This is a genomic window from Caldimonas tepidiphila, from assembly GCF_003569765.1.
GTDB lineage: Bacteria > Pseudomonadota > Gammaproteobacteria > Burkholderiales > Burkholderiaceae_C > Caldimonas > Caldimonas tepidiphila.
The window spans coordinates 25732-41264 of record NZ_QXMG01000050.1 but is presented as its reverse complement, the minus strand read 5'-3'; the positions used below and the strand labels follow the sequence as shown (position 1 = coordinate 41264).

16 protein-coding genes are annotated in these 15533 nt (G+C 72.4%); 8 read left to right on the top strand and 8 right to left on the bottom strand.

What is annotated here, in order from left to right:
* A partial coding sequence (locus D3A59_RS19810; RefSeq protein WP_119157054.1) for an ATP-binding protein occupies positions 1 to 1897 on the bottom strand: 1897 nt, incomplete at its 3' end.
* A gap of 283 nt (positions 1898 to 2180) precedes the next feature.
* Here D3A59_RS19810 and D3A59_RS19805 point away from each other — a divergent pair.
* On the top strand, positions 2181 to 2510 hold the full coding sequence (locus D3A59_RS19805; RefSeq protein WP_119157053.1) for a hypothetical protein: 330 nt from the start codon (positions 2181 to 2183) through the stop codon (positions 2508 to 2510).
* Positions 2511 to 2531: 21 nt separating this feature from the next.
* Here the strand turns inward: D3A59_RS19805 and D3A59_RS19800 are convergent, their stop codons facing one another.
* Both D3A59_RS19800 and D3A59_RS19795 read right to left on the bottom strand, forming a co-directional pair.
* Positions 2532 to 2972: a hypothetical protein gene (locus tag D3A59_RS19800; RefSeq protein WP_119157052.1), complete on the bottom strand. Its 441-nt coding sequence runs from the start codon at positions 2970 to 2972 to the stop codon at positions 2532 to 2534.
* A gap of 144 nt (positions 2973 to 3116) precedes the next feature.
* Positions 3117 to 3545, bottom strand: coding sequence for a DUF1810 domain-containing protein (locus D3A59_RS19795; RefSeq protein WP_119157051.1), 429 nt, complete (start codon positions 3543 to 3545; stop codon positions 3117 to 3119).
* Between the two features lie 231 nt (positions 3546 to 3776).
* Between D3A59_RS19795 and D3A59_RS19790 the strand changes: the two genes are divergently transcribed.
* On the top strand, positions 3777 to 4214 hold the full coding sequence (locus D3A59_RS19790; RefSeq protein WP_240636137.1) for a DUF4383 domain-containing protein: 438 nt from the start codon (positions 3777 to 3779) through the stop codon (positions 4212 to 4214).
* A 56-nt stretch (positions 4215 to 4270) separates the two neighbouring features.
* Here D3A59_RS19790 and draG read toward each other — a convergent pair whose 3' ends face one another.
* From draG to D3A59_RS19770, 4 genes are read right to left on the bottom strand one after another with little or no spacing between them, the layout of a single operon-like run.
* Positions 4271 to 5221, bottom strand: coding sequence for an ADP-ribosyl-[dinitrogen reductase] hydrolase (draG, locus tag D3A59_RS19785; RefSeq protein WP_119157049.1), 951 nt, complete (start codon positions 5219 to 5221; stop codon positions 4271 to 4273).
* A gap of 10 nt (positions 5222 to 5231) precedes the next feature.
* Complete coding sequence (locus D3A59_RS19780) at positions 5232 to 6059, bottom strand: NAD(+)--dinitrogen-reductase ADP-D-ribosyltransferase (protein ID WP_205665232.1); 828 nt, start codon at positions 6057 to 6059, stop codon at positions 5232 to 5234.
* Positions 6060 to 6063: 4 nt separating this feature from the next.
* A complete protein-coding gene (locus D3A59_RS19775; RefSeq protein WP_119157047.1) occupies positions 6064 to 6510 on the bottom strand; it encodes an ArsC/Spx/MgsR family protein in 447 nt (148 codons plus the stop codon).
* A 41-nt stretch (positions 6511 to 6551) separates the two neighbouring features.
* On the bottom strand, positions 6552 to 7160 hold the full coding sequence (locus D3A59_RS19770; protein WP_119157046.1) for a hypothetical protein: 609 nt from the start codon (positions 7158 to 7160) through the stop codon (positions 6552 to 6554).
* 481 nt (positions 7161 to 7641) lie between these two features.
* Here D3A59_RS19770 and nifH point away from each other — a divergent pair, with 481 nt between their 5' ends.
* The 4 genes from nifH (at position 7642) to D3A59_RS19750 (ending at position 12234) form a co-directional block, all read left to right on the top strand.
* Positions 7642 to 8523, top strand: coding sequence for a nitrogenase iron protein (nifH, locus tag D3A59_RS19765; protein ID WP_119157045.1), 882 nt, complete (start codon positions 7642 to 7644; stop codon positions 8521 to 8523).
* Positions 8524 to 8657: 134 nt separating this feature from the next.
* Positions 8658 to 10115: a nitrogenase molybdenum-iron protein alpha chain gene (gene nifD, locus D3A59_RS19760; RefSeq protein ID WP_119157044.1), complete on the top strand. Its 1458-nt coding sequence runs from the start codon at positions 8658 to 8660 to the stop codon at positions 10113 to 10115.
* 90 nt (positions 10116 to 10205) lie between these two features.
* A complete protein-coding gene (gene nifK, locus D3A59_RS19755; RefSeq protein WP_119157043.1) occupies positions 10206 to 11762 on the top strand; it encodes a nitrogenase molybdenum-iron protein subunit beta in 1557 nt (518 codons plus the stop codon).
* Positions 11763 to 11889: 127 nt separating this feature from the next.
* Positions 11890 to 12234, top strand: a complete 345-nt coding sequence (locus D3A59_RS19750) for a hypothetical protein (RefSeq protein ID WP_119157042.1) — start codon at positions 11890 to 11892, stop codon at positions 12232 to 12234.
* A 26-nt stretch (positions 12235 to 12260) separates the two neighbouring features.
* On the opposite strand, the gene D3A59_RS19745 is transcribed toward D3A59_RS19750, so the two are convergent.
* Positions 12261 to 13100 carry an alpha/beta hydrolase gene (locus D3A59_RS19745; RefSeq protein ID WP_119157041.1) on the bottom strand — a complete coding sequence of 280 codons (840 nt, stop codon included), beginning with the start codon at positions 13098 to 13100 and terminating at the stop codon, positions 12261 to 12263.
* 147 nt (positions 13101 to 13247) lie between these two features.
* On the opposite strand from D3A59_RS19745, the gene D3A59_RS19740 reads away from it, so the two are divergent.
* The gene (locus D3A59_RS19740; protein WP_119157040.1) at positions 13248 to 14666 is read left to right on the top strand and encodes an ethanolamine ammonia-lyase subunit EutB; all 1419 of its coding nucleotides are present in this window, start codon (positions 13248 to 13250) and stop codon (positions 14664 to 14666) included.
* Positions 14663 to 15526, top strand: a complete 864-nt coding sequence (gene eutC / locus D3A59_RS19735; RefSeq protein WP_119157039.1) for an ethanolamine ammonia-lyase subunit EutC — start codon at positions 14663 to 14665, stop codon at positions 15524 to 15526. Before D3A59_RS19740 ends, eutC begins: the two co-directional genes overlap by 4 nt.
* The last annotated feature ends 7 nt before the right edge of the window (positions 15527 to 15533 follow it).

Genomic DNA, 15533 nt, shown 5'->3' with positions numbered 1-15533 from the left:
CCGGGATCGGGGCCGGCGCGGCGGCCGGCGGCAGCGCCGGCGCGGCGGCGCGGGGCACGGGCAGCCTCCCGGGGGTCTGTGCAGGCGCGGCGTGCGCGGCCGCGCCGGGCGGCAGCTCGGCGGGGATCTCGAGCGTGAAGGTGCTGCCGCGCCCCGGCTCGCTGTCGAGGCGGATGTCGCCGCCGAGGCGCTGCGCGAGCTGGCGCGAGATCGACAGGCCGAGCCCGGTGCCGCCGAACTTGCGGCTGGTGCTGCCGTCGGCCTGGCGGAAGGCCTCGAAGATCAGTTCCTGCTGCCCGGCAGCGATGCCCACGCCCGTGTCGCGCACCGCGAAGGCGAGCCGCCCCGGCGCCGGCTCGCCCACCCGCAGCGCCACCTCGCCGCGCTCGGTGAACTTGATCGCGTTCGCGAGCAGGTTCTTCAGCACCTGCTGCAGCCGCTGCGCGTCGGTGTGCAGGCCCGGCGCGGTGCCCGGCTCGACCTGCAGCGAGAAGGCGAGCGACTTCTGGCGCGCCAGCGGCTCGAAGGTCTCGCGCAGCCGCCCGAGCAGCTCGGCCAGCTCGACGGGCTCGGCGACGAGCTCCATATGCCCGGACTCGATCTTCGAGAGGTCGAGGATGTCGTTGATCAGCGCCAGCAGGTCGTTGTTCGACGCGTGGATGGCCTGGGCATACCTCACCTGCTCGGGCGTCAGCGTGCCCTCGCGGTTGTCGGCCAGCAGCTTCGAGAGGATCAGCGAGCTGTTGAGCGGCGTGCGCAGCTCGTGCGACATGTTGGCGAGGAACTCGGACTTGTAGCGGCTCGCGGTCTCGAGCTGCTCGGCATGCGCGCGCAACGCCTCCTGCGCGCCCATCAGTTCGCGCTTCTGCCGCTCCAGCACCTGGCTGTGCTCCTCGAGTTGCACGTTGGCCTGCTCCAGTTCCACCTGCTGCGTCTCCAGCCGCGCCTGCGAGTCCTGCAGCACGCGGCTCTGCTCCTCCAGCTCCTCGTTGGTGACGCGCAGCTCCTCCTGCTGCGTCTGCAGCGCCTCGCGCTGTCGCTGCGTCTCCTCCAGCAACGTCTCCAGCCGCTCGCGAAAGAGCGCCGAGCGCAGCGCCACGCCGATCCTTTCTGCGACCCGGCGCAACAACTCGAGTTCCTCGTCGAAGTCCGCCGCCGCGCGCACGAGGCCCAGCTCGATCACGCCGCACACGGCGCCGCCGGCCGTGACCGGCGCGACCAGGACATGGCGCGGCGCGCTGCGCCCGAGCGCGGACGCGATCGCCAGATGGCCCTCGCCCACGTCCTTGAGGACGCGGGCCTGGCCGTCGGCCGCCACCTGCCCGACCAGGCCCTGGCCCGCGTCGATGCGAGGCGGTGCCGCCCCGGGGTCGAGCGCATGGCCGCCGCAGCGCAGCAGCACCCCGTCCTCCAGCCGGTAGAGCACCGCGGTGTGCGCGCCGAGCCGCTCGCACAGCGCCGCGCTCGCCTGCTCGCCGATCTGCTGCGGCGTCCGCTCGCCCATCAGGCGCTGCCCCACGGCGGCGATGCCCTCCTGGATGCGGAGCAGGCGCCGCACGCGCTCGCGCCCGAGCAAGGCCTGCCACACGACGAAGGCCGTGACGCCGATCGTGAGGACGCCCACGCTGCGGTTGAACACCGCGACGAACAGGGAGGCCCCGGGCGGCGAGGCGAAGAAACCCGCGATGCAGAGCGCGGTGGCCCATCCCGCGATCCAGAGCGCCAGGCGCGGGCGCGACTGGAACAAGGTCACCCCGACGGGCAGCATGTACAGCACCCAGTCGGCATAGCCGAGCGGCGTCCAGGCATCGACGACGAAGACGAGCGCGATCAGCGACGCGCTGCCGAGCAGCACCCGGCGGGTGGATGGGTCGCGGTCCTTCTCTGCCTCGATCACGTTCGCTCCCTCGTGGCAGACGGCCCGGAGCCGACGCTCGGCGTCCGGAGCTGCGCTTCTTCCGACTGTAGAGGATCTCTCGCCGGCAACTGCCGCCCTGCCCGGCCCGCCTTGCGGCACTCCCCGGCGGGACGCAGCCCCCCCGGACGGCGCACCCGGCAGCTTTCGTACCAGCCCGCCGCGCCGGCCGCATCGCCCCCGGCCGCGGCCGGCACCCGGTTTGCCGGACACCGCGGAATGGCGCCCGCCGTCCCGGCCGGCGAACCCCGAGAAGGAGCCCCTCATGTCCAACGAACTGGTGCGCATCTACGACCGCCTCGCCGACGCCGAGCAGGCGCGCGAAGGCCTGCTGGCCTCCGGCTTCCCGCCCGCGAGCGTGCACCTCACCGTCACCAACGACGAGGCGGGGCCGGTGGAAGGCAACTTCCTCGTCGGCAACGGCCGCGACACCCGCAACCGGACCGAGGATCTCTACGACCCCAACTTCGCCAAGGTGGTGCAGCGCAGTTCCTGCATGCTCACCGTGGACGTCGAGGACGAGGGCCTGCGCCGGCGCGCCTCGGAGATCCTCGACCGCTACGGCTCGCGCGACGACGCCGGCGAGCCGGTCTGAGACGGGCGCCGCGGCCGGTGCTCAGCCGCCGCGCAGCCGCCCGGCCGCCGCCTCGACCTCGGCCTGCACCTCGTCCGCCACCGCGAGCACGAAGCCGAAGGCGCCGCCCGCGAGCCGCTTCGCCGCGCGCGGCAGCGCCTCGCCGGCGAGCCGCTCGAGGTCGGCGGCGACGAAGACGCGCTCGGCCGGCCGCCCCTGCCCGCCGCACAGCACGACGAAGCGGAACAGCGAGGACGCCTCCCAGAACTGGAAGGACTCGTTCTCCAGCAGCGGCCGGACGTCCGCGAACTCGTCCATGCCGCGCAGCGTCGCCAGCATGTCCCGCCCGCGCGCCGACTTGTCCAGCACGCAGCAGTAGTTCGGCGCCTGCCCCGCCGGCCCGAACTCGCCCGCCGCGATGCGCCGGCGCAGCACGTCCCCGGCCTGCCGGGCCTGCGCATTCCTGCGCTTTGCTTCACCCATTCTTCACTCTCCTGAGAGGCCTGTCCCGCCTCCGCGCGTGTTGCGCCGGATCGCCGGGACGGCCGAGGGGCGATTCTCCCCGCTCGCCGCCCGGCGGGGGGCCGCGGGGCCTCCGCCGCACGAGGGCACGGCCGCCCGCCGGGATCAGTCCCCGCCGAGCAGCTCGAGCGTGCGCGGATCGAAGACGCCGCCGAAGAAGCGCCCGATCGCCCGCCCGAACAGCGGCTCCCCGGGTGCGACCTGCGCGAACAGCGTCATCGAGGAGCGGAATTTCAGATCGTCGGGCGAGCCGAGGATCTGGTGCGCGGTGCGTTCCTCGACCGCCAGCACGAGCGCGGTGCATTCCTGCAGCCGCGGCCCGAGCAGGGGGTGCCGCCAGTAGGCGCGCGCCTCGGCGGCGGAGGCGAGCCCGAAGTGCCGCGCCGTCGCGCTGCGGCCGAGCCCGCGCAGCTGCGGGAAGACGAACCACATCCAGTGGCTCGCCTTCTCGCCGGCGGCCAGCTCGGCGCATACCTGCCGGTAGACCGGCTCCTGCGCCGCGACGAAGCGCTGCAGGTCGTGGGGGTCGTCCATCGCCTCTCCTTCCCGGGTGAGGGCGCGGCCTGCTCGCTGCCGCGCGGAGAACTGCAACCCGGCAAACGCCTCGCCCTGGTGCGCTCCGCTCGCGGCACCCCGTTTGCTGGGCATCGCGGGACGGCGGTTGACGAGGAGCGCTGCGGAGACGCACGCCCCCCGCGGCCGGGAGCACGGGCCTGCCGTGCCTCGCCGTCTCCGACCGACTGCATCTTCAAGGGAGTAAAAACCATGGCTCACGAAATGACACACAAGGGGGTACGCACCTTCGCCCTCGTCTACGGCATCGCCTTTCTGCTGATCGGCATCGTCGGCTTCATCCCCGGCCTCACCGTCGGCCACGACCACCCGGACGTCGCCGTCACGTCCGGGCTGGGCCTGGCCCTCGGCCTGTTCCCGGTCAACGTGCTGCACAACATCGTGCACCTGCTGTTCGGGGTCTGGGGCCTGATGGCCGCGCGTTCCCCCGGCGGCGCCGTGGGCTATGCCCGCGCGGTGGCGATCATCTATGCGCTGTTCACGGTGATGGGCCTGATCTCGGCGATGAACCTGCACACCACCTTCGGACTGGTGCCGCTCTACGGCAACGACGTCTGGCTGCACGCGCTGCTGGCCCTGGTCGCCGCCTACTTCGGCTTCATGCACCGCGACGCCAAGACGGCGCACTGAGCGCCCGAGGACGGCGACGGGCACACCGGGCTGCCGAGAGGCGCCCGGCCGGGTGTTCAGCGCACCGCCGCGGCGCCCAGCCCGGCGGCGAGTCCGAGCAGCGCCCGGACCTGCGCCCTGATGCCGCGCGCGACCGCCGCGTCGAGCCCGTCGAGCCATTCGCGGGGCCAGGCCCCGACGCCGGCGCGCGCACCGAGCAGCATGCCGGCGAGCGCACCGGTGGTGTCGGCATCGTCGCCGCGGTTGACGACCGCGACGAGGCAGGCCACCGGGTCGTCGATGCAGAGGACATGGTGCAGCACCGTCTGCACCGTGTCGGCCACGTAGCCGCTGGCGCGCCCCGGCCAGGGCGTGTGGCGGAACCGCGGATGGCGCTCGACCAGCGCGGCGGCCAGGCCGCGCACCCGATCGAAGGGCTCGCCGAGCACCAGCGCCTGCGCCATGCGGCCGAAGGCGACGGTGGCCGCATCCGACAGCGGATGGTGGTGCGTGAAGCGCGCCTGCGCGAGCGACCACGGCTCGAGCAGCGCCGGCGCGTGCAGCGTCGCCAGCGCCACCGGCAGGTTGCGCATCAGCGCGCCGTTGCCGCCGTCGCCCTCGTTCGGCGGGCCGCTGAAGCTGCCGTCGGCGAGGTAGCGGCGGATGCCGCGCCGGCAGGTGTCGCCGCAATCCACCGGGCCGGCGCGCAGCCACGCGACGAAGGCCTCGGCGACGCGGCGCATCTCCAGCCCGCGCGCCGCGAGCAGCGCGTCGCCGAGCGCGAGCGCCATCGTCGTGTCGTCCGTCACCGCGCCCGCGGGCAGCTTCAGCCAGCCGCCGCCGCACAGGCGCCGGTGCACGCCGTGGCGCGCGGCGATCTCGCGCGGCGTCATGAACTCGACCGTGGCGCCGAGCGCGTCGCCGATCGCCAGGCCCAGGTAGGCGCCGAGCGCGCGGTCCTGGATTGCCGGGTCGATCGCGCCCGGCCACGCGGCGTCGCCGCCCCCGTCCTGCGCTCCCGCAGCCATCGTCACCTCCTCACCAGTAGCTCGCCTGCACGCGGTAGTCGCCGCCGAGCGCGATCACCTCGCCCTCGCCGGCGAGCAGCGAGGGCCCGAGCAGGCCGGGGAAGAACAGCAGCTTCTGCACCGGCACCTCGGTGGCCAGCACCCAGTCGCCGAAGCTCTCGGCGCGCTCGCGCGTCAGGCTGAAGGACACCAGGTTGTTCAGGTAGAGCACGCAGTCGCGCGCGCGCAGGCTGCCCTCGCGCAGCCGGTGCTCGGCCAGTCCGTTGACGCCGCGCCACACCGGGATGCGGCCGCGCGCCGGCAGCCCGAAGCGCCGCACCGACCACTGGCAGAACTCGTACAGCAGGTCGAGTTGCTGGTTGATGCAGTTGTTGTGGAAGCGGCTGTGCATCTTCGACTCGATGTAGGCCACCCAGGCGGGCGAGGGGAAGAGATCGAGCGGCGCGCCGTGGAAGCTCGGCACCAGGCCGAAGCGGCTCTCGACCCAGCCCTTGAGCACCGAGGCGGCCGGGCTGTTGGAGTCGAAGCCCCAGCCCTCGAGCAGCCGGAGGTAGCTCGACCGCCAGCGCAGCCGCTCGGCCCGCTGGCGCGCCGCGGGATCCGGCTGCAGCCCGAAGCGCAGCGACATGAAGTGGCGGAACATCGCGCCGGCCTCGGCAGGGCTGCCGGCGGTGTCGAGCAGGTGGAACAGCCCGCGCGCCGACTCGCGCGTGCCGTGGATGCGCAGCCGCACCGGATGCGCGTTGAAGACGGCCGAGCCGATCAGCGCCGCCGGGACGCCGACGAGGTTGGTGCCGTGGCGCTCGGGCGGTGGCCCGGGCGCGTCGCCACCGCTCACCGGCTCACTCCCGCGCCGACCGGCAGCGGGCGGCCTGGACGTCGGCGGCGGCCGCGGCGCAGCCCTCGGCACGCTCGCGCGGCCAGGCCGCATGCCGCGGCTGCAGGCCCCACAGCGCATCGACCTCGGCCGGGTCGAAGCCGACGAGCCGCTGCGCGCCGCACTGCATCAGCGGCCGCCGCACCAGCAGCGGCTCGGCCAGCAGCAGCGCGAGCGCCTGCGCCGCATCCAGCGCCTCGGGCACCACCTCGCCCGACTTCACGCGCGGCGCGGCACGGTTGAACCACTGCGGCACCGGCAGCGGCGCGAGGAACTCCAGCAGCGCCGCGGCCGTCCACGGCCAGGCGAGCAGGTCGCGCGGCTCGACCGCATGGCCGGCCGCCTGCAGCAGCGCCTTCTGGCGCGCGTTGCCGCCGCAGCCCGGCTTCCCGTAGAAGACGATGTCGCTCATGCGGTGATCCTTCCGGCGGGGGCGGGGGCGGCGGCACCGGCTCAGACCGGGCGGTTCTCGTTCGGATTGCGCACCGGGCCCATCAGCTTCAGCCCGTCCTCGTAGGAAAGCGGCTCGAAGCCCGCCTCGAACTTCAGCGCCGCATCCGCCACCGCGTCGGTCTTGCCGGCGGTGTCCAGCTTCTTGAGGTCGTTCTTCTCGAGATAGAGCAGCTCGAGCAGCTCGTTGTAGACGGTGGCCTCGTCGATCGGCAGCACATGAAAGGTGGCCTCACCCCACGCCACCCGGTACTTCTTCGACAGGTCGATGTTGTTGCAGAACAGGAAGTACCTGCCCTCGGGCGAGAGCGTGTCGCCGAGCACCTCGGCCACGTCCTTCAGGTGCTCGAAGGACAGCAGGTAGCCGGCGAAGAAGGGCAGCTTCGCGTCGCCGGCCTGCGCCACCGCGATCACCTGGTCGCAGCTCAGCTCCGGCGGGCGGGCCTCGTCGGCGAGCTTGGGCGCGAAGCGCAGCGCGAGCTCGCCGCGGAAGCCGAAGCGCCCGGGCTTCCTCGTCGGCGCCTTCAGCACCGGGTTGAGCAGGCGCCCCTCCCTCTGCAGCCGCGCGAACGCGGTGTCCTCGATGGCGGTCTTCTCGATGGTCATGGTCATGGGATTTCCCTCGTCGATGCGGAAGCGGTCCGCGGTCCTGTTCACGGCCCCCTCCCTCGCAACGAACGTACCAGGCACACGCAGCGCCTCGCCCGCGCCCCGCACGCGCGGCCGTGTGCCGCCCGGCGCGGCCCCCGTGCCCGGCGGCGCGAGCCCGGCAGCGACGCGGGCCGGCAGCCTCGCGCGCCGGGCGCGGCATGCCTGCCGGCCGGTGTCCTTCGCGACGCGTCCCGGGGCTTTTGTCGCGTTTCGAACAATCCCCACCGCCGCGCGCAGGCGCCGCAGGAAAACCGCTTTTTCCTTTGAATTCAACGGCTTGCGGCAGCCACCGGGGCGTGGCACAGACGTTGCGATGAAGCTGCTGCGCGGACCCTGTCCGGCCCGAGCGTGGCTGTAGAAGAAGACCGATAGGGCACGAGAGGCTGCATCCAGGCGCGACTTCGCAAACTGCTTTGACCTGAGCTTCAACCGGAGAACTGCAATGGCTTCCCTCAGACAAATCGCCTTCTACGGCAAAGGTGGCATCGGCAAGTCCACCACCTCCCAGAACACCCTCGCGGCGCTGGCCGAGATGGGCCAGAAGATCCTGATCGTCGGCTGCGACCCGAAGGCCGACTCGACCCGCCTGATCCTGCACGCGAAGGCTCAGGACACGATCCTGTCGCTCGCCGCCGAGGCCGGCTCGGTCGAGGACCTCGAGCTCGAGGACGTGATGAAGATCGGCTTCCGCGACATCCGCTGCGTCGAGTCCGGCGGCCCGGAGCCGGGCGTGGGCTGCGCCGGCCGCGGCGTGATCACGTCGATCAACTTCCTCGAGGAGAACGGCGCCTACGACGGCGTGGACTACGTCTCCTACGACGTGCTGGGCGACGTGGTGTGCGGCGGCTTCGCGATGCCGATCCGCGAGAACAAGGCCCAGGAGATCTACATCGTGATGTCGGGCGAGATGATGGCCATGTACGCGGCCAACAACATCTCCAAGGGCATCCTGAAGTACGCCAACTCCGGCGGCGTGCGCCTGGGCGGGCTGGTGTGCAACGAGCGCAAGACCGACAAGGAGCTCGAGCTCGCCGAATCGCTGGCCAAGAAGCTCGGCACCAAGCTGATCCACTTCGTGCCGCGCGACAACATCGTGCAGCACGCCGAGCTGCGCCGCATGACCGTCATCGAGTACGCGCCGGAGTCCAAGCAGGCCGGCGAGTACCGCAAGCTCGCGCAGAAGGTGCACGAGAACGCCGGCAACGGCGTGATCCCGACCCCGATCTCGATGGACGAGCTCGAGGACCTGCTGATGGAGCACGGGATCATGCAGGCGATCGACGAGAGCCAGGTCGGCAAGACCGCGGCCGAGCTCGCCGCCTGAGCCACGCCGCCCCGAGCCCCGGGGCGGCGTCCCGCGCCGCCGCCCCGGCGGCCCCGGACGCCGCGCCGCACCGCACCGCACCGCCCCCACGAGCACCCTGCCCCGGTCCCACATCCACCGTACGGAGCATCCACATGAGCATCACCGCTGACGACAAGGCCGCGACCAAGGCCCTGATCGACGAAGTCCTGAAGGCCTATCCCGAGAAGATGGCCAAGAAGCGCGCCAAGCACCTGAACACCTTCGAGGAGGGCAAGCCGGACTGCGGCGTGAAGTCCAACATCAAGTCGCTGCCGGGCGTGATGACGATCCGCGGCTGCGCCTACGCCGGCTCCAAGGGCGTGGTGTGGGGCCCGATCAAGGACATGATCCACATCTCGCACGGCCCCGTCGGCTGCGGCCAGTACAGCTGGGGCTCGCGCCGCAACTACTACATCGGCACCACCGGCGTCGACACCTTCGGCACGATGCAGTTCACCTCCGACTTCCAGGAGAAGGACATCGTCTTCGGCGGCGACAAGAAGCTCGAGAAGATCATCGACGAGATCCAGGAGCTGTTCCCGCTGAACAATGGCATCTCGGTGCAGAGCGAGTGCCCGATCGGCCTGATCGGCGACGACATCGAGGCGGTGTCCAAGAAGAAGTCCAAGGAGCACGGCAACCACACCATCATCCCGGTGCGTTGCGAGGGCTTCCGCGGCGTGAGCCAGTCGCTCGGCCACCACATCGCCAACGACGCGATCCGCGACTGGGTCTTCGACGGCAAGACGAAGAAGGAGCACGAGTTCGAGGCCACGCCCTACGACGTGGCGATCATCGGCGACTACAACATCGGCGGCGACGCGTGGTCGAGTCGCATCCTGCTGGAGGAGATCGGCCTGCGCGTGATCGCGCAGTGGTCGGGCGACGGCACGATCGCCGAGCTGGAGAACACCCCGAAGGCCAAGCTCAACGTGCTGCACTGCTACCGCTCGATGAACTACATCAGCCGGCACATGGAGGAGAAGTACGGCATCCCCTGGGTGGAGTACAACTTCTTCGGCCCCTCGATGATCGAGAAGAGCCTGCGCGAGATCGCCGCCCACTTCGACGACACCATCAAGGCCAACGCCGAGCGCGTCATCGCCAAGTACCGCCCGCTGATGGACGCGGTGATCGCGAAGTACAAGCCGCGCCTGGCGGGCAAGAAGGTGATGCTCTACGTGGGCGGCCTGCGCCCGCGCCACGTCATCGGCGCCTACGAGGACCTCGGCATGGAGATCGTCGGCACCGGCTACGAGTTCGCGCACAACGACGACTACCAGCGCACCACGCACTACGTGAAGGACGGCACGCTGATCTACGACGACGTCACGGGCTACGAGTTCGAGCAGTTCGTCGAGCGGGTCCGGCCCGACCTGGTCGGCTCGGGCATCAAGGAGAAGTACGTGTTCCAGAAGATGGGCGTGCCCTTCCGCCAGATGCACAGCTGGGACTACTCGGGCCCCTACCACGGCTACGACGGCTTCGCGATCTTCGCGCGCGACATGGACATGGCCATCAGCAGCCCGGTCTGGGGCCTGTCGAAGGCGCCCTGGAAGCAGGCCGCCTGAGGTCCCCGGCATGCCCGGCGCGCCGCCCCGCGCCCGGGCGCGCCACCGCCGCCCGTTCCCGCCCCCCACCGTTTCGCCTGGAGAATCACCATGCCGCAAAGCGCAGACAAGATCATCGACCACGAACTGCTGTTCCGTGAGCCCGAGTACCAGTCCATGTTCGAGGCCAAGAAGGCCTTCGAGTTCAAGCACCCCGATGAGAAGGTCAAGAGCATCATCGAGTGGACCAAGTCCGAGGACTACAGGCAGAAGAACTTCGCCCGCGAGGGGCTGACCGTCAATCCCGCCAAGGCCTGCCAGCCGCTCGGCGCGGTGTTCGTCGCCAACGGCTTCGCGAAGACCCTGCCCTTCGTGCACGGCTCGCAGGGCTGCGTCGCCTACTACCGCTCGCACTTCAGCCGCCACTTCAAGGAGCCGACCTCCTGCGTCTCGTCCTCGATGACCGAGGACGCGGCGGTGTTCGGCGGCCTCAACAACATGATCGACGGCCTGGCCAACAGCTACAACCTGTACAAGCCGGAGATGATCGCGGTCTCCACCACCTGCATGGCCGAGGTCATCGGCGACGACCTCGACGCCTTCATCAAGAACAGCAAGCAGAAGGGCAGCGTTCCCGCCGACTTCGACGTGCCCTTCGCGCACACCCCGGCCTTCGTCGGCAGCCACGTCACCGGCTACGACAACGCGCTGCTCGGCGTGCTCAAGCACTTCTGGGACGGCAAGTCCGGCACCGCCGCGCCGCTGGTGCGCGTGCCGGACGACAGCATCAACTTCATCGGCGGCTTCGACGGCAACGTCGTCGGCAACATGAAGGAGATCCGCCGCATCCTGGGCCTGTTCGGCGTCGAGCACACCATCCTCTGCGACCCGTCCGAGGTCTGGAACACGCCCACCGACGGCGAGTTCCGCATGTACGAGGGCGGCACCACCAAGGCCGAGGTCGAGCGCGCGATCCACGCCAAGGCGACGATCGTGTTCCAGGAGTACTCCTGCGAGAAGACGATCAGGTACCTGAAGGAGAAGGGCCAGGAGGTGGTGGTGCTCAACGGCCCGGTGGGCGTCGCGGGCACCGACCGCTTCCTGATGGCGATCTCGCGCCTCACCGGCAAGCCGGTCCCGGCGGTGCTCGAGAAGGAGCGCGGCCAGCTCGTCGACGCGATGGCCGACAGCCAGGCGCACCTGCACGGCAAGCGCTACGCGCTCTACGGCGACCCGGACCTGATGCTCGGCCTGACGGAGTTCCTGCTCGAGCTCGGCGCCGAGCCGGCGCACGTGCTGTCGACCAACGGCGGCGAGGACTGGGCCGCCAAGGTGCGGGCGCTGCTCGAGGCCTCGCCCTACGGTGCCGGCTGCAAGGTCTACCCGAAGCGCGACCTCTGGCACATGCGCAGCCTGCTGCACACCGAGCCGGTGGACTTCCTGATCGGCAACACCTACGGCAAGTACCTGGAGCGCGACACGAAGACGCCGCTGGTGCGCGCGGGCTTCCCCGTCTTCGACCGCCATCACCACCACCGCTTCGCGACCTGGGGCTACGAGGGCAGCCTGCGCACGCTGGTGGCGCTGCTCGACGAGTACTTCGAGGCGCTCGACGCGAACACGAGCGACGTCGCGAAGACCGACTACTCGTTCGACATCATCCGCTGACACGGCGTGCCCGGTGCCCGGTGCCGAACGCGCTTCGGCCCGGCCCGAAGGCCCCGGGGTCGCGCACGCGGCTCCCGGGGCCTCGCCGTCCGCGCCCCTCCCCGATCCCGTCCACGAGACCCCCGAGATGAACGCATCCCTGCCCGTCCCTGCGCGCACCTTCATCCGCAGCACCGCCGACGGCCGCCGGATCGAGGTGATCGGCGACCGGGTCTGCCTCGACGGCCGGCCCGAGGCCGCTCGCCTGCTGCCGATCGCCGAGCACCCGAACCGCGCCGCCATCCTGCGCGCGGTGCCCGAGGCCACGCACATGGCCGGCCGCCTCGCGCTGTCGCGCGAGGAGGCCCGGTGCGCGCAGGCGGCGCTCGACGCCGCGCGCACCGCGATCGACCCCGATCCGGCCGCGCTCGCCGAGCGGCTGCGCCGCACGGCGTGGGCCCGGGCGGCGCTGGAGGGCGAGGCGCAGGCCTGAGTCGCCCCGCGGCGCCGGCGGCCGCCTCAGCGCCTCGCCGCGCCGGCGAGCTGCGCGACGAAGCGCCGCAGCTCGTGCCACCACTCGTCGTGGTCGAGCACGTCGTCGTGGTCCGCCGCCGCGAGGTCCACGTGCCGCTTCGGGCCGGCCCAGGCCTGCAGCAACCGCTCGCTGTGGTGCGCGCGGATCAGCGTGTCCCGGCCGGCGGTGACGAACAGCGCCGGCGTGCGGATGTCGTGCGCGATGCGGTGCGAGTCGAAGGCGTGGCGGATCAGGTAGCGCACCGGCAGCCAGGGATAGATGCCGGCGGCCACCTCGGTGATGCTGTCGTAGGGCGTCACGAGCGCGACGCCGGCGATCTCGCGCTGCGACGCGAGCCAGACCGCGACGCCGCTGCCGAGGCTGCGGCCGACCGCGACGAAGCGGTGCGGCGCGACGCCAAGCCGCCGCACCAGCTCGTCGTGCACGCGCAGCGCGTCGGCGAAGAGGGCCTGCTCCGAGGGGCGGCCGCCGCTGCGCCCGTAGCCGCGGTACTCGATCGCCGCGACGGTCCAGCCCGGTGGCCAGCGCGGGTCCGGCAAGGCGGCGGACGCGAGCTCGCCGTTGCCGCCGAAGTAGACGATCAGACGCACCGGGCCCGCGTTGTCGGCACGGCGCAGCGCGCCGTGCAGCGTCACGCCGTCCTCGCCGGTGGCGATCTCCAGCGGCTCGATGCCCGGTTGCCGCGCCAGCCCCGCCACCTCGCCGCGCGGCGCGGGAAACAGCAGCCGCTCCTGCTGCAGGTACAGCAGCGCGCCCACCAGCAGGTAGACGGCGACGGCGGCCAGCAGCAGCCAGGCGAGCAGGCTCATCAGGGCGGACTTCATGCGGAATGCGGGGGCGGGTCGTTCCGAGTCGGGCGATCGGCGTGCCAGCCTATCGGAGCGGCGGACCCGGCCCGCAATGCCCCCTGCATCCGCGGGGAGCCGCCCGCGCCGCGGGAACTCGTGCGGCCGCGCGCCGCCCCAAACCCCATGCCCCGCTACACCCACACCGTCGGCGTGCGCACCTACGCCTTCGCGGACCTGCGCACGCTGCTCGCGCGCGCCTCGCCCGAGCGCTCCGGGGACCGGCTCGCCGGCGTCGCGGCCGGCTGCACCGAGGAGCGGGTCGCGGCGCAGATGGCGCTGGCCGAGCTGCCGCTGCGACGCTTCCTCGACGAGGCGGTAGTGCCCTACGAGGACGACGAGGTCACGCGGCTGATCGTCGACGGCCACGACGCGGCCGCCTTCGCGCCGGTCGCGCACCTGACGGTCGGATCGCTGCGCGAGTGGCTGCTGTCGGACGCCGCCGACACCGCGGCGCTCGCCGCGCTCGCGCCCGGCCTCACGCCCGAGATGGCGGCGGCGGTCTCGAAGCTGATGCGCCACCAGGACCTGATCCAGGTCGCGCGCAAGTGCCGCGTCGAGACGCGCTTTCGCAACACGCTCGGCCTGCCCGGGCGGCTCGCGACGCGGCTGCAGCCCAACCACCCGACCGACGACATCGCCGGCATCGCCGCGAGCCTGCTCGACGGGCTGATGTACGGCAGCGGCGACGCGGTGATCGGCATCAACCCGGCCACCGACCGGGTGCCACAGGTGGTGCGGCTGCTGCACATGCTCGACGAGGTGATCGCCGGCCACGGCATCCCGACGCAGTCCTGCGTGCTGACGCATGTCACCAGCACGCTCGAGGCGATCGGGCGCGGCGCGCCGGTGGACCTGGTGTTCCAGTCGATCGCCGGCACCGAGGCCGCCAACCGCAGCTTCGGCATCGACCTCGCGCTGCTCGCCGAGGCGCGCGACGCGGCGCTGTCGCTCGGCCGCGGCGCGCGCTTCGGCGACGGCACGACCGGCCGGCACGTGATGTACTTCGAGACCGGCCAGGGCAGCGCGCTGTCGGCCGGCGCGCACCACGGCTGCGACCAGCAGACGCTCGAGGCACGTGCCTACGCGGTGGCGCGCCGCTTCGAGCCGCTGCTGGTCAACACCGTGGTCGGCTTCATCGGCCCGGAGTACCTCTACGACGGGCGCCAGATCGTGCGCGCCGGGCTGGAGGACCATTTCTGCGGCAAGCTGCTCGGCCTGCCGATGGGCTGCGACATCTGCTACACCAACCATGCCGAGGCCGACCAGAACGACACCGACGTGCTGCTGACGCTGCTGGGCGTGGCCGGCTGCAACTTCGTGATGGGCGTGCCGGGCTCGGACGACGTGATGCTGAACTACCAGAGCACCTCCTTCCACGACGCGCTCTACGCGCGCCGCGTGCTCGGCCTGCGCCCGGCGCCCGAGTTCGAGGCCTGGCTGGAGCGCACCGGCCTGTTCGAGCGCGGCGAGCCGGCGCGTGCCCCTGCGGCGCTGCCCGCCGCGATCGCCCGCGCGCTGCCGGGCCTCGGGGACGCGCGATGAAGCCCCGCGGCGAAGAAGGCGCCCTGCCCGCCGGACCGTCCGCGGAGCCGGCGCCCGAGGCCGTCACGCCCGATCCCTGGCAGGCGCTGCGCCGCCACACGCCGGCGCGCATCGCGCTCGGCCGCGCCGGCACGAGCCTGCCGACCGCGGCGCAGCTCGCGCTGCAGCTCGCCCATGCCCGGGCGCGCGACGCGGTGCACCGCGCGCTCGACGCCGCGGCGCTCGCCGCGCGGACCGAGGCAGGCGGCCGCCCCGCCGTGCGCCTGCACAGCGCCGCCGCCGATCGCCCGACCTACCTGCAGCGTCCCGACCTCGGCCGCCGCCTCGACGCTGCGTCGCGCGAGCGCCTGCAGGCCCTGCGCGCCGCTGCGCCGCAGCCGCCCCGCGTGGACCTGGCCTTCGCGCTGGTCGACGGCCTGTCGGCGCTGGCGGTCGAGCGCCACGCGCTGCCGCTGCTGGAGGCGACGCTCGCGCGGCTGCGCGCGGACCCGGCCCCCTGGACGCTCGCGCCGATGGCGGTGGTCGAGCAGGGTCGCGTCGCGGTCGGCGACGAGATCGGCGAGGCGCTCGGCGCGGACCTCGTCGTCGTGCTGATCGGCGAGCGGCCCGGGCTCAGCTCGCCCGACAGCCTCGGCGCCTACCTGACCTGGGCGCCGCGCCCCGGCCGCAGCGACGCCGAGCGCAACTGCATCTCCAACGTGCGCCCCGAGGGCCTGGGCTGCGACGAGGCGGCGCTGCGCCTGGACTTCCTGCTGCGCGAGGCGCGCCGCCGCCGGCTCAGCGGCGTCGCGCTGAAGGACGCGAGCGGTGATGCGCTCCCCGACGCCCCGCCGCCGCCGGCCCTGCCGGACGCCGGCTGAGGGCCGC